We start from the raw sequence: 13,785 nt of genomic DNA on the forward strand, positions 1-13,785 counted from the left end.
ATGCTCTTCAATGTCTGTTGCTATGCATAAACTGACAGATCTCAACTATTCGTCAAGGTAGCAAATAGTTGAGAGCGGGCTGAATAGTTACGTTATTTTCAGGCTTATCTTTCTGCACCTATATATGAAACGAAAGTTTTTCCGGGTGTGATTACGATGTTAGAAAGTGCTCAGGCCCAAAACTTAGACCTTGCTATTTGTACAAACAAGGCAGAAGTTCTGGTCAAGGCTGTCCTGGAAGGCTTAGATCTGACTCGATATTTTCGTTTTTTAGTCTGCGGTGACTCATTACCCTACCGCAAGCCTCATCCAGGGCCGATTAAGTGGATAGTGGATCAAATAGGGGAGGCACCTGAGGCCTGTCTCATGATTGGAGATACAGAAAACGATGTTTGTGCTGCCCGAAACTCTGGTGTACGGTCTGTTTTTGTGGACTTCGGTTACAGCAAGCTAGAGTCTCTGAGTAGTCAGCCTGACTGGGTTCTGTCTCATTTTGATCAACTGGCCCCTTTGTTGTGTCATTTGGGGCGTCGGATTTCTATAAGGGATAACTCTCAGAAACCGCATGCTATTATTTAGAACGGCGGTATCAGTTCAGCGCCTACTATAATGGAAATACTCAGAATCAGCTGATAGTCATTGGCTAAAGCGTCATCGGTTTCGGGGTATTGCAGGGCGAAGCGGATCTGTTCGACTAAGCGATCACTGAAGGCTTCCAGTACCTCAGTTGTGTCATCAGGATCAATCACAATCAGTGCCGTACCCAGTTGCCGCCATAAGGCCTTAGCCTCGTGCTCGCTATCAAAGGGTTCGGTGATCAGGTTCATCATCTCCTGCACGGTATTCTTCGGCAGTTCAAAGTCAGTGGCTTCAGGCCAACGGTTAATCAGTCGCATGGCATTTTCTCCAGACGTAAAAAAGCCCGATTACCGCAAAGGCAATCGGGCTGGTTCATACAAAAACGATAAAGGGTTAGTCAGAAAACAGTTTGGATACCTGTTCACTGGTTTGCTGTAAGGACTTCGGTGTGAGTTTGGCGTAGCGCTCCGAACTCTGAATAGACTGGTGAGCGAGTTGGGCTTTAACGGCACTTAATGGCAATCCGGCAGAGACCATATTACTGGCGGTGGTATGCCGGAGTGTGTGCAGACAGATGTTTTCCAGATCAGTAATGCCTGCCGCTAACAGGATCTGATTAAAGCCAGTGCGGAAGTTAGAAAGTGGCTTACCCGCTAACCGACCCGGAAACAGATAAGGATTACCGGGTTTAGCCGGAACCGAATCCAGTACCTCCAGCATCTTATCGGTCAGATAAACCAGTCTGCCCTGCTTATTTTTGGTCTGACTAGCAGGGATGGTAAGTACCCGATTCTTACGATCAAAATACTCATAGGTGGCTAACCTAAGCTCAGATAAGCGACAGCCGGTTAATAGCAACATGGCAACCAGACCACCTATCGAACGATTCTTAAAGTTACCCGCTGAATCCAGTAGCCGCTTAGAGTCATCCAGATCCAGAAAACGGGTACGGATATTATTCTCCTGTAGCAACGGGATCTTAGCGGCCTGATTGGTATCGACTAATCCCAACCTAACCGCATGAGCACCTAGGGTCTTTAGCAGAGCTAATGCTCGATTACAGGTGGCTGGTGACAGTGGTTTTCTGCCCTTACCACCCTGAGACAGCTTTAACTGTAGCTGTTGCACCTGAGCCACCGTGATATCGGTTAATCGTTGTTGGCCTAAGGTAGGTTCAATCAGGGTACGGAAACGCTGACTATCCTGTTTCCAGGTGCGATTACGGGTTTGGATCAGTGGCAGGTGGGTATCCCAGAAAAATTCACTCAGTGTAGGTTGTGATTTGATCTCTTCACGGGCTTCTAATGGATCAATGCCTTCAGCAATCTGAGCCAGATGTTTACGGGCCACTTTACGGGCAGTGGATACATCAATATCAGGAAAGCGACCTAAGGCGATACTACGGCGTTTACCTGAGCTATTACGGTATCTGAGCAACCAGCGTTTATTGCCGGATTTACCGACCAGACACTTCAGACCCATCACATCAGTATCGGAGAACTCAAGATCAGTACCACGGGCATCAGGTGGGTTTGGGGGCAGTGAGCGGATTTTATCGTTGGTGAAACGGAAACGTTTCTCCATATTACTCCTCCAATGTCAAAGACTTATCGGAGAAGTAATATATGTTTGAAGTTTATTGGAATACGTTTAATGTAGTAGCGGCTTATATTGTTTACTTATTAAAATAACACTTTAGCTCTGTCTCAGTCATTTCTACTACTGTAGAGTATACCGACCCTAAAAAGTTTTTCATATCTAGAGAAATAGCTGATGTCTCAACTCCTGGTTGAGCTACGGCAAACTCAAACTGTACTTCAGTATATTTTAATGACTTTCTAATTTCATCAATATCAGAATCTTTACCTGTATAAAATCTCTTACCCTTTAGGATACCAGACCCATTCCTTCTCTCCAGATGCTTTAGTAACTCTTCAGGCTTCCATTTATACCTTAAAGAAACAATTGCTTGACCACATACTTCATACAGGTCAGATAATCTTGATCCTGAGTTTGATTTTGAATATTTACAGTGGACCATTTCAAATCGAATCAATTCGTTTTCTAGAAAAATAGCTACAATATCTGCTGATTCACCAGAGTTATCATCATTAAATACTATCTTGGCACCTCGATTTGATAGTCGTTTCATCATATATTCTTGTATTGAATTATCTCGTTTTTCACTGCTTTTATATAAAGACTCTTTTGTATAGTCGACATTCTCCCACGTAAGAGTTTCAATTCTATTTGAGGGTATTTGTTGGGCAAAAGCTTCACCATAGTCAGTATGGATACATCCTGATAAAGTGCAGCCATTTAATAAGAATATTGTAGGAGGGTATTCTTCAAAAAACTGCTTTAATTTTATGGGAGTGCTTTTTAAGCCATCAATGCTTATACTACAGTCATCTAAGCCTTCGATGTAATGCCCTTTTTCACCTCCGAGAGCAATAGAGAATGGGATTGAGTCATCGTAGGTTATTAATAAGAATTCAGCTTTATTTCCTGAGTGAAAGGAGTATTTTAGTTCACACTCAGATAACATTGTTGATTGGAATTTAGGCCTTTCGATAGTAAGCTTATGGATTCGTTTGTAAAGCTCTTCAGACCAGTCTGTTGCTAATACTATTAGATTATCTGGATAGTGATCTAACTGAATTTTTGATGCTGAGTCTTCAAGAATCTGGTTTGAGTTGATAGTGCTATCAGTTACCATGCTACCTATATTAAGGCACCATGATTTCCATTCTTTTAAATCTCCAACACGAGCAGGGCTCCATATCTTTCCTTTCACCGATGCACCGACACTTACAGGGAATCCATCTCGAAAGCCAACGCCAACAAAATCAGACTTTTGACATCTCCTGCCTTCTTTCCACTTTGTTAGTTCAGTTGTTACATCTGCTCCACTTAAGCGTGAGTAGCGGTGTAAATGGTTTGCAGGTTTGAATATACCTGCATGAACAATACTGAGTCTTTTGATGGAGTCGAAAGCACGAAATACACAATCACCATTAACTATTGAAGCATCTGATTCTGTTATTTTTTCAACAAGATAATTGACATCTAAACGCTTTTCAGAATATCCAATATAGAGCATTTTTGATAATGGATCATGATGCATTACAATCAAATCCCATGTTTGATCTCTCATGCTATCTGTACGAGCCCACTTTACCTTTTCTCTCTTCTGTGTTGTAAAGTAAAACACATTTTCATCAGCATTGATAAATGGTTGAGAAAGTGCATATTTTTTTAGATCAAATGCGTGTTTAAATCCCGCCCAGTTAACGGTATCACTGCTATAGCAAACACAGCTCAAAGCTGGATATACTAATTTAGGGTTAAGGTCTATATCAGGGGAGTCGAAGCCAGAGTATGGTTTACAGCCTTGAAGAAACGTTAAAAGGGACTCGGCTTCTGACTTTTTAGCATCTGCAATTTCACTGATAACTTCTTCCCAGCCAGAGCCTTCTTGGAATAAATTCTCCAGTTCTAAGGACATCTTTTCTTCAGCATAATTGACAACAAAAGAAGCATCCCCTAAGCCATCTTGTGTTCTTGTAAATCGACCAATGAACTGTAGTAATACTGATAATGACTTGTGTACACCATGAACTGCAGCTATCTTGAAATCAGGGTAATCGAATCCTTCTTTTAGCATGTCAACACAAATAATAATGTCGTATTTTCCCTGTTTTATCTCATCAACAGTTGATTTTCTCCCTTTTGTTTTCGAGTGCACTAAAACTATTCTCTCATTTGGAAACCACTCTTTATAGCACTTGTAAAGCCTTTCGGCATGAGGTTTAGATTCTGCTCGAACCATCATCTTATGTCGGATTAGCCCATTTTTTCTATCTTCTAACAACCTATCCATAGCTGCTTTGGCTATAGCTTTATCTTTTTTTTGAGGATGTCTTTCATCTACAGAAACTAATGAAATCCTAGAAAAACACTCATCTTCTAATGCTTTTGATAAAGGGTAGTTATATACAATTGTTCCTTCAATGGGTTTTCTATCATTCCTATACGGAGTTGCAGTGAATTGAACTATTTTTGAATTTATAAATAATTTTTTAATTGATTCCCACTCATCTGCTTTGACGTGATGTGCTTCGTCAAAGTAAACGTGTGATATTAAGGTTGTGAGTTTTTGCTTTATCTCTGTTGTAGCCCGCGCTATCAGAGCAGGAGTTGTAATAATAATGTCAGCGCTCTCAATAGTCGGTAAATAGTCTATATCTAATAGCGTCTTATTTAGGGTTAGAACAGTAGGGTTGGGGAAATCCTTTGGTATTACACCAAGACGTCTAAGAATCCCCCAGCTTGAAAACTTATCTGAAATTTGCTTTTTTAAGTCAATTGTAGGGACAATAACCAAAGTTCTTTTAGCTTTATCTGCAAGCGTTGCGACAAGCATTGTCTCTGTTTTCCCGTTCCTGTAGGTAGGACAACTGTAGCGACATCCTTAGTCAGAGACCAGTGAGATAAGAGTGAATAAATAGCTCCTGATTGAGCCGGTCGTAAGGTCCAACCAGATTCACCAACCCCATTTATGGAAACGTTATCAGCGTATGACTCAATACTTGTGTTTAATCGTTGTACACAACCTTTAATTTGGTAGGTTCCTTTTTTGCTTCCAGTACCTTTCTTCAATTCAGCAAGGAATGAGACTCCTGTTTCATGAGTCAGCTTAAATAAATTCTCGTTTTCATGTATGGCGCTAAAGTTCAAACTTCCTGGCTCTAAAGCTAGCTGAGAAATAACCCCTATATCACTCTTCTCATTACGAAAATAAATTGGTTTGTCAATTATTAATATTTCGTTATGGACAAGATCCAGACTACCTTGGCTTGATTTTGCGTTCAATGCTATTTCCTTATTCTATCTATGCCAAAAGAGCTTTAGATAAATACTTTCTATGTAAGGGGTAAGGTGACATTGATCCCTACAATTGACTTAATCAATAAATATATAAGATCTCTCTTTATTATGCACTGTTTGGTAGTAATGGATCGAAATATGGGATGAAAAATAGTGGCCTTACTTTTTCTTATTTGGTAGGAAAGGTTAAAGTCTGACCCGGAGACGACCCGGAAAACCGGAATTTCCGGGTCAACGACAATACTCAAGTGATAAACCCTGTTTTGGCAAGTCCTGGTCATTAGTACCGGAGTTGTGGAAATCAATGCGCACAAATTCCGCACACAATAGACAGGATATGGACCGGGGAGAAAAGGCAGGAATTAATTTCTTGTCGCTAAAAACGACAAAAGCCAGCACTCTTGTTAAGAACGTGCTGGCTTTTGTTCGGAATATGATGGTACCAGTGGCCGGACTCGAACCGGCACGCCCGCAAAGGCAACGGATTTTGAATCCGTCATGTCTACCAATTTCATCACACTGGCACTGTGTACTGACTTTTGCACACAACAGGGCGCATTATAAAAGAATCTTCAGTATCGTCAATGACTTCCTGATGCTTTCTGCCCAGATTTCTTATTTTTTATATCAAATCTCTCTGATTTTTTAGCCCTATGGCATGTAAAAATAGTGCAGTTGTGAGAACCTTTTTATATGGCTAAAAAAGTTACTTTCCCTCTTCTTTAATTTTGTTGTCAGGTTAAAGAAGATATGTATTAATTACATGATTATTAAAGAGTCTGCCAGTCGTTCAGACTTTTTCTGCCGAGGAGCAATCACTGGTAGCGGAAGAAATTAACCTGAGTGTAGGTAATATCTTGTTCTTATCGAAGGCGGCGGCAGAATCCATCAATAGAGTGAATCTTTCCAGTGATGATCAGGCTGCAGAATCCGAGAAACTGTATAACCTGGCGCAGTAGTTTAAGATCTGACAGTGTTGTCTATAGTCTATGGTTACCCCGAGCTTTCAAAAGGAAAGCAGATGCAGAATCGGGCTCCGGATTTACTGTCGGGCTGGTATTCAATCTGGCCCTGCAGTATTTCTGTTACCAGATTGTAGGTGATATGCAGTCCCAGGCCAGTACCACCCTGTCCTCGTCGTGTGGTGTAGAAAGGCTCGAATATTCTTTCTCTGATCTCTTCGGCAATGCCTTGACCATTATCGGAAAAAATCAGCTGAATATTATTGTTGTCTGTACGACTTTCAATGGTGATTGCAGGTTGCAAATGCTCTGGCTGAAAGCCATGCTCAAGTGAGTTCGTGATCAGGTTGGTGATAATCTGTTCAATAGCAATGCTATAGGTGTGCGCATAAACGCCTTTTTCCAGATTAAGATTCAGTCGGGTTTGTTTGTCTGTCAGGTTGGGTTGCAAAAATTGGCAGGTGTTACGAATAAGCTGGTCCAGTCTGATGGTATGCTTTTCCATGTTGCTTTGATTGACGGCGACTTCTTTGAAGTCTTTCACCAAACGGCTAACCCGCTGCAGGTTTCTCAGAGTCAGGGTGTTACTGTCTCCGATTGTATTCAGAAATTCATCCAGGCGAGTGCGCGATAGTTTTTCTTCTTGTAGCAACAGGCGTAGTTCTTTTATTTCTTCTCCAATCAAAGATGCCGCAGTGACGGCAATACCTGCAGGGGTGTTAATTTCGTGAGCAACACCTGCTACCAGGCCGCCCAGAGCAGCCATTTTTCGGGATTCAACCAGCTGATTCTGTGTCTTTTTCAATTCGGTTAATGATGTGTCCAGCTGCTTATTTGCCAGAGCAAGCTGATCCATCGCATCGTGCAGTTCTCTGGTTCTTTGCCTTACTTTTTCTTCCAGTGTAACCGTGGTCTGAAAAAGGGAAAAGTCACTGCCTTCACTGTTCAGGCTATGTTCTGCCCTGTCCATCAGAACCTGTATGATTTTTTTCAGGCGTTCAATTTTATGTTCCTGGGTTTCCGGTATGTCGGGAATTAAAGTGGGCATAGGGTTTTCTTCCTTGAGTCGCCCGGTTCCGGGTAGCCTAATACAATGCCTGTACAGGTCTGGTTGACATGCAGGCCGTTCAGCTGCTCACCGTAGGTACTGAACCCTAAAGGATGATAGCTTTTCAGAAGATCTGAAGCTTGTTGCAGCTGCTGTTTCTGCTCCAGTTCTATCCGTCGCATAATGCAGTCAAACATCAGAGTGGTCTGGATACGATGAAGCTGTCGTTGTGCCTGGGTCAGGTGTTGTTGCAGGCTGGATACCAGATCGGTACTGTACCCCGCCCGGATAACAATTCCTGTGTCAATGGCACAGTAAAATGTCAGGCTTAAGTCCGGGTTTATTTTTTGTATGGAGCGCACATATTCTTTATCGCCCATCACCACAACTACAGGATGAGCAGCCAGTAGTTCGTCGGTGATGAGCTGTGAGTGACTCAGGCCCAGCTGTCGGGCATATTCACTGGCAGCGGGGCGACCGTTTATCTCCAGAATTGTGCGCTTTTCCGGGATAGCGTCAGTCACCACCATACGCTGTTCTGTGGCCCGGATACTCTGTGATTTAAAAATCGCAAAAGGCAGGCTGGTTGTGATCAGCAGTTGTACAGCGCAGTTACTCTGTAAACGTTTCTGATGCAGTATAAAGGTTTGTGCAAAACGGGTATTATCTCCTGCAGACCCTCCAACCAGCGGAATACCCGAAATAGCGCTGGCCAATATGCGTACCAGGGGTTCTTCCTTCCGGCAAAGCCCGTCACTGAATAGCAAACTGAATGTACTGGTATCGTCCGGTAGCTGATAGCGGGTATTATGCTGGCTGTGCAGTGTAATGCACTTATCGTGCCACGCTTTCAGGTTCAGTTCACTGAGGTGATCATAGAATGCCAGGCTGATATTGAAATAGTCGGCGGAAAAAGAGATGCCACATATGCTGTGCTGCTGATAGCCTGATGGGCTGATTTCACCTGCAGTGCTGCAGCCTGTAACCAGAACATTGTCGAAGGCATGTTGCATCACCTCAGAGAATGACTCTGTGCAGTACTCCGGGGAGAAAAACAAAATAATGAGACAGGTGTTATTCTGTTGCAGCCGGGGAGCAATTTCCTTAATAGCCTCTGTCAGTTCTCTGGCAGAGGAGGTTGCCGTCTGAATACCGGATGACATCAGACTCCTCCTTTATCTATTAATTCAGATATGAACAGCTCAACGAGATGAGCGCCCTGGTCAGAAGTTTAGCCGATCAGATGTTTTTGGGTATGTGCAGTGCATTAAAACGAGAGCCCGCATTGGCTGGTAAAGTAAGGTCGTTATCAATTCTGTACCCGGTTAACAGCATCTGTATCTGGTAATAGTGTAGCCTGGGCTATGATTACAGAGCAGACATAATGACTTCAAACGGGCTTTAAGCTACTATTCCCGTCTTCCTTTCTTCTGCAGATAATTCAATTTAGTCCCGATGCTACGAACTGATTTCTCTTTTGATCTGCCTGATGAGCTGATCGCACGTTACCCTATGCCTGAACGCACTGCCAGTCGTCTGTTGCAGTTAAACGGCGAAATGGGCGGTATCCATCACGGTGGCTTTACCGATATTCTTGAGCTGGTTCAGCCCGGTGACCTGATGGTGTTTAACGACACCCGAGTCATTCCGGCACGTTTGTTTGGTCAGAAAGAAACCGGCGGCAAAATCGAGATTCTGCTGGAGCGCCTGCAGGACAATAATACAGCGTTAGCTCATATTCGATCCAGCCGATCCCCTAAACCCGGTGCAAAACTGTTACTGCAAGATGGTACTGAGATTGAGGTGCTGGGACGCCAGGGATCTTTATTCGAGCTGCAGTTTCCTCTGGATGCGAGTCTGCTGGATCTTCTGGATAAGATAGGTCATATGCCGCTGCCGCCTTATATTGAACGTGAAGATGAGCTGAGTGACCGGGAACGCTATCAGACGGTCTACAGCAAAAATGCCGGTGCGGTGGCGGCACCAACTGCCGGTCTGCATTTTGATGAGGCCTTGCTGGATGCGTTGAAGGCTAAAGGTGTTGAAACTGCATTTGTGACGCTGCATGTGGGGGCCGGGACTTTTCAGCCTGTCAAAGCGGATAATATTTTTGAGCATCATATGCATTCTGAATACATTCAGGTCAGCGATGATGTCTGCCAGCAGGTTAAGGCTGCTAAAGCCCGTGGCAATCGCGTGATTGCGGTAGGAACTACCAGTGTTCGTTGCCTGGAAACGGCATCTGCTTCCGGCGAGATTGAGCCGATGGCCACCGATACTAATATTTTTATCTATCCGGGCTATCGTTTTAATGTGGTGGATGCCCTGGTAACCAATTTCCACTTGCCTGAGTCCACTCTGATGATGCTGGTCAGTGCATTAGGCGGCTATCAGAATATCATGCAGGCATATCGTGAGGCGGTGCAGGAAAAGTACCGTTTCTTCAGTTATGGCGATGCTATGTTTATTACTCGGAATTCAGAACCGGATCTGCCACCCAGTGCGCAGGCGAAGCCTTCTGAGTAATATTGTTTTATCAGGAATAATTGGTTCCGGCGAGGTGACATAGCCTGTACCGCTTGTTTCGACCGGTTCCGGTGAAATTTGCACTGCGTATGTGGAATACACCGGGATCATTCAGCTCAACCGAGCGCTATTATGAACCGGCCATCAGGGCCGAAAACCGGATTGTTATCTATGTCTCGTGAATGCTTTATGAATTTCGAGCTGAAAAACACCGACGGTAAAGCCCGTCGTGGTCAGCTGACATTTCCCCGTGGTACGGTGCAGACCCCGGCATTTATGCCGGTGGGTACCTATGGCACTGTTAAAGGTATGCTACCTCGTGATATTGAGGCGATTGGTGCTGAGATCATTCTGGGGAACACCTTCCACCTGATGCTGCGTCCGGGCACAGAGGTGGTAAAAGAGCATGGCGATCTGCACGACTTTATTCAGTGGCAGGGGCCGATTCTGACCGATTCCGGTGGTTTCCAGGTATTCAGTCTGGGGGCGATGCGTAAAATCACTGAAAAAGGAGTGGAATTCCGTTCACCGGTGAACGGTGAGAAAGTATTTATCGATCCTGAGCGCTCTATGCAGGTTCAGCGTGATCTGGGTTCGGATGTGGTGATGATCTTTGACGAGTGTACGCCTTATCCTGCCACGCATCAGGAAGCGAAAGAGTCTATGGCAATGTCACTACGCTGGGCGAAGCGTTCAAAGAACGCCCACGGTGACAATCCTTCCGCGCTGTTCGGTATTATCCAGGGCGGCATGTATAAGGATCTGCGCGAAGTGTCTTTGGAAGGCCTGACTGATATCGGCTTTGATGGCTACGCTATCGGCGGTTTGTCTGTGGGCGAGCCAAAAGAAGAGATGATCAGGGTGCTGGATTATCTGCCTGCAATGATGCCGGAGGATCGTCCGCGCTATCTGATGGGGGTGGGCAAGCCGGAAGATCTGGTTGAAGGTGTGCGCCGTGGGGTGGATATGTTCGACTGTGTGATGCCAACCCGTAATGCCCGTAACGGCCACTTGTTCACTGCTGATGGTGTGATCAAAATCCGTAATGCGAAGCATCGCCATGACACTGGTCCTCTGGAAGAAGGCTGTGACTGTTATACCTGTCAGAATTTCAGTCGTAGCTATCTGCATCATCTGGATAAGTGTAAAGAGATGCTGGGTGCTCAGCTGAATACTATTCATAACCTGCGCTACTACCAGCGTCTGATGGCCAGTTTGCGTGAGGCTATTGAACAGGGTAAATTGGACGACTTTGTCGGTGACTTCTATACCCGTCGTGGAATGGAAGTGCCTGAATTAGCAGAGTAATTTTTTAGTGGTGTAAAGCAGGTATGCTTTATACCGGCAGACAAGCCGAACTTTTCCGGAACTTGTCTGCCAGATACAGGTCTTTGTTCTTCGGCGGTTGTTTTTGCATTTAATGGCCCCATAAAACAAATCAGATCCGGATTCGGTCAAAAAGATTCAGAAAAATAATTTCATCATATTGTAGAGGACTCATCGATGAGCTTTTTTATCTCTCCAGCCTTTGCTGAAGGTACTGCTGCAGCGGCAGGCCAGCCAGGTGCTATGAGCCAGATTTTCCTGCTGGTTGGTTTTGTAGTGATTTTCTATTTCATGCTGTGGCGTCCACAAAGCAAGCGTGCTAAAGAGCATCGTGAGTTGGTAAGTGGTATCAGCAAGGGAGATGAAATCGTAATCGGTGGTGGCCTTGTGGGCAGAGTGTCCAAAGTCGGTGACGAGTTTGTTGTGATGGAAATTGCAGAAGGCACTGAAGTGAACGTACAGAAAAATTCTGTCGTTGCTGTTCTGCCTAAAGGCACGATTAAGTCAATTTAAGAGCGCAATCTATCGACATCCCTGACTGCCGGCCTGAGCCGGCAGTCTTGATTTACAGCGGATGTTTTAAGGAACTCATGGCTCATGATCAATAAATATCCCCTCTGGAAATATCTGCTGATTATCACTGTAGTGGTAATGGGCTTTATTTATGCTCTGCCCAATCTGTATCCGGATGATCCGGCAGTACAGCTGACAGGTCAGCGTGGCTCCGTACAGCTGACAGATACCGAACTGAACAAAGCCGCCAAAGCACTGGATCGTGCGGGTATCAGCTACTTTGGCCAGTCAGTTGAGAACAATTCAGGTCTGATTCGTTTCAAAAGTGATGCTGATCAGCTGAAAGCGAAAACCGTTATCCAGCAGGCATTAGGCGATAATTATGTTGTTGCCCTGAACCTGGCCCCCACTACGCCACAATGGCTGGTAGATATTGGGGCTGGCCCGATGAAGCTGGGTCTGGACCTGCGCGGCGGTGTACACTTCCTGATGGAAGTGGATATGAAAGAAGCAATTGCTCAGCGTAACGAAGTTTATATCAGTGAAATTAAGACGCTGCTGCGAACTGAGCGTTTACGCTATCGCCGAATCACCCGTGATGATGGGGTGATCAGTATTCGTTTCAAAGACGAAGAGCTGAGAGAGAAAGCGACATTCCTGCTGCGTAATGAATTTGCAGATTTTACTCAGGTCGAGCGTGAAGCGGATAACAGCTTCTATCTGGACCTGCAGCTGTCTGAAGAAGCGGTACGCAATATTGAAGATTATGCTGTTAAGCAGAACCTGACTACCCTGCGTAATCGTGTGAACGAATTGGGTGTATCTGAGCCAATCGTTCAGCGTCAGGGCCGTAACCGTATCGTAATTGAGCTGCCCGGTGTGCAGGATACTGCCGCAGCCAAACGTGTGCTGGGTGCGACGGCTAACCTGGAATTCCGTCTGGAAGCCCGTTCAGACAGCAACACTCTGGACACTGAAGAATATCCTTTCCGTAATAATCCGAATCGCCTGGCGACGCTGGAACGTGACATCATTATCACGGGTAACAGCGTATCCAATGCTCAGTCAGCATTTGATGAAAATGGTGTTCCTCAGGTGAATATTGACCTGGACAGCCAGGGCGGTAAGCTGATGAACCGTGCGACACGTAATAACATCCGTCGTCGTATGGCAGTGTTGTTTGTTGAGCACAAGATTAAGACGACTGTTGTTGAGCATGCAGGTGAGAAAGTTGAAAAACGTACACCGTACGTTGAAAAACACATCATCTCCCTGGCAACCATTCAGAGTGCACTGGGCAACAGTTTCCGTATTACCGGTCTGGATGCTCCGGGTGAAGCATCTGAACTGGCTCTGCTGCTACGTGCCGGTTCTCTGGCAGCGCCTATTTACTTTGTAGAAGAGCGCACCATTGGTCCAAGTCTGGGTAAAGAGAATATCGAACTGGGCGTGACTTCGGTGCAGATTGGTATGGCACTGGTGGTCATCTTTATGCTGGCCTTCTATAAAGTGTTTGGCATCATTGCTAACCTGGCACTGACGGCCAACCTGGTGATGCTGGCGGCATTGATGTCCATGATGTCAGCAACACTGACGTTGCCGGGTATTGCCGGTATCGTACTGACACTGGGTATGGCAGTAGATGCTAATGTGCTCATCTTCTCTCGTATTAAGGAGGAGCTGAATAATGGTATGTCCCCTCAGATGGCGATCCATGCTGGTTTTGAGCGTGCGTTCGTAACCATTTTTGATGCTAACCTGACTACCTTGCTGGTTGCCGTGATTCTGTTTGCGGTAGGTACTGGTCCGGTGAAAGGCTTTGCCGTGACACTGTCGCTGGGTATTCTGACCTCTATGTTTACCGCGATTATGGTAACCCGTGCGCTGGTAAATGTAGTTTATGGTGGCCGTCAGCTGAAAAAGCTGTCGATCTGATCGGAT

At 45.1% G+C, this 13,785-nt stretch carries 10 protein-coding genes, 1 tRNA gene and 1 pseudogene; 5 read left to right on the plus strand and 7 right to left on the minus strand.

The genetic code is table 11. The features are described from left to right. Positions 1-111: 111 nt before the first annotated feature. Positions 112-579, plus strand: a pseudogene (locus H4O21_RS26245) (HAD-IA family hydrolase); the annotation flags it as partial. On the opposite strand, the gene H4O21_RS02960 reads toward H4O21_RS26245, so the two are convergent. The 7 genes from H4O21_RS02960 to H4O21_RS02985 form a co-directional block, all read right to left on the minus strand. Then, positions 576-896 (minus strand): hypothetical protein, encoded by a 321-nt coding sequence (locus tag H4O21_RS02960; protein ID WP_182807360.1) that lies wholly within the window; start codon positions 894-896, stop codon positions 576-578. The pseudogene H4O21_RS26245 and the gene H4O21_RS02960 sit on opposite strands and share 4 nt — an antisense overlap. A 76-nt stretch (positions 897-972) precedes the next feature. After that, entirely contained in the window at positions 973-2,163 is a 1,191-nt protein-coding gene (locus H4O21_RS02965; protein WP_182807361.1) for a tyrosine-type recombinase/integrase, read from the minus strand. 91 nt (positions 2,164-2,254) lie between these two features. After that, a complete protein-coding gene (locus tag H4O21_RS02970) occupies positions 2,255-5,005 on the minus strand; it encodes a DEAD/DEAH box helicase (protein WP_220495483.1) in 2,751 nt (916 codons plus the stop codon). Next, positions 4,939-5,454, minus strand: coding sequence for a hypothetical protein (locus tag H4O21_RS25380; RefSeq protein WP_220495484.1), 516 nt, complete (start codon positions 5,452-5,454; stop codon positions 4,939-4,941). The genes H4O21_RS02970 and H4O21_RS25380 overlap by 67 nt, the downstream gene beginning before the upstream one ends. Before the next feature lie 452 nt (positions 5,455-5,906). Beyond that, positions 5,907-5,993, minus strand: a tRNA-Leu gene (locus H4O21_RS02975). A gap of 469 nt (positions 5,994-6,462) precedes the next feature. Beyond that, positions 6,463-7,479 (minus strand): sensor histidine kinase, encoded by a 1,017-nt coding sequence (locus H4O21_RS02980; protein WP_182807362.1) that lies wholly within the window; start codon positions 7,477-7,479, stop codon positions 6,463-6,465. Further along, complete coding sequence (locus tag H4O21_RS02985; protein WP_182807363.1) at positions 7,467-8,642, minus strand: FIST N-terminal domain-containing protein; 1,176 nt, start codon at positions 8,640-8,642, stop codon at positions 7,467-7,469. Before H4O21_RS02985 ends, H4O21_RS02980 begins: the two co-directional genes overlap by 13 nt. Before the next feature lie 292 nt (positions 8,643-8,934). Here H4O21_RS02985 and queA point away from each other — a divergent pair, with 292 nt between their 5' ends. The 4 genes from queA to secD all read left to right on the plus strand — a co-directional run bounded on the left by queA (position 8,935) and on the right by secD (position 13,779). Continuing rightward, a complete protein-coding gene (gene queA / locus H4O21_RS02990; RefSeq protein ID WP_182807364.1) occupies positions 8,935-10,005 on the plus strand; it encodes a tRNA preQ1(34) S-adenosylmethionine ribosyltransferase-isomerase QueA in 1,071 nt (356 codons plus the stop codon). Positions 10,006-10,194: 189 nt separating this feature from the next. Next, on the plus strand, positions 10,195-11,313 hold the full coding sequence (gene tgt, locus H4O21_RS02995; RefSeq protein ID WP_440590220.1) for a tRNA guanosine(34) transglycosylase Tgt: 1,119 nt from the start codon (positions 10,195-10,197) through the stop codon (positions 11,311-11,313). Positions 11,314-11,508: 195 nt separating this feature from the next. Continuing rightward, complete coding sequence (gene yajC, locus H4O21_RS03000) at positions 11,509-11,844, plus strand: preprotein translocase subunit YajC (RefSeq protein WP_182807366.1); 336 nt, start codon at positions 11,509-11,511, stop codon at positions 11,842-11,844. Positions 11,845-11,928: 84 nt separating this feature from the next. Further along, the gene (gene secD / locus H4O21_RS03005; RefSeq protein WP_182807367.1) at positions 11,929-13,779 is read left to right on the plus strand and encodes a protein translocase subunit SecD; all 1,851 of its coding nucleotides are present in this window, start codon (positions 11,929-11,931) and stop codon (positions 13,777-13,779) included. Positions 13,780-13,785 lie beyond the last annotated feature (6 nt).

Origin of the sequence: Oceanospirillum sediminis (genome assembly GCF_014164585.1) — a bacterium.
Taxonomy (GTDB): Bacteria; Pseudomonadota; Gammaproteobacteria; order Pseudomonadales; family Halomonadaceae; genus Oceanospirillum; species Oceanospirillum sediminis.

What these genes read in the sequence shown, in the direction of transcription:
- H4O21_RS02960 (WP_182807360.1), bottom strand. Translation starts at nt 896, where the DNA reads ATGCGACTGATTAACCGTTGGCCTGAAGCCACTGACTTTGAACTGCCG.
- H4O21_RS02965 (WP_182807361.1), bottom strand. Translation starts at nt 2,163, where the DNA reads ATGGAGAAACGTTTCCGTTTCACCAACGATAAAATCCGCTCACTGCCC.
- H4O21_RS02970 (WP_220495483.1), bottom strand. Translation starts at nt 5,005, where the DNA reads ATGCTTGTCGCAACGCTTGCAGATAAAGCTAAAAGAACTTTGGTTATT.
- H4O21_RS02980 (WP_182807362.1), bottom strand. Translation starts at nt 7,479, where the DNA reads ATGCCCACTTTAATTCCCGACATACCGGAAACCCAGGAACATAAAATT.
- H4O21_RS02985 (WP_182807363.1), bottom strand. Translation starts at nt 8,642, where the DNA reads ATGTCATCCGGTATTCAGACGGCAACCTCCTCTGCCAGAGAACTGACA.
- queA (WP_182807364.1), top strand. Translation starts at nt 8,935, where the DNA reads ATGCTACGAACTGATTTCTCTTTTGATCTGCCTGATGAGCTGATCGCA.
- tgt (WP_440590220.1), top strand. Translation starts at nt 10,195, where the DNA reads ATGAATTTCGAGCTGAAAAACACCGACGGTAAAGCCCGTCGTGGTCAG.
- yajC (WP_182807366.1), top strand. Translation starts at nt 11,509, where the DNA reads ATGAGCTTTTTTATCTCTCCAGCCTTTGCTGAAGGTACTGCTGCAGCG.
- secD (WP_182807367.1), top strand. Translation starts at nt 11,929, where the DNA reads ATGATCAATAAATATCCCCTCTGGAAATATCTGCTGATTATCACTGTA.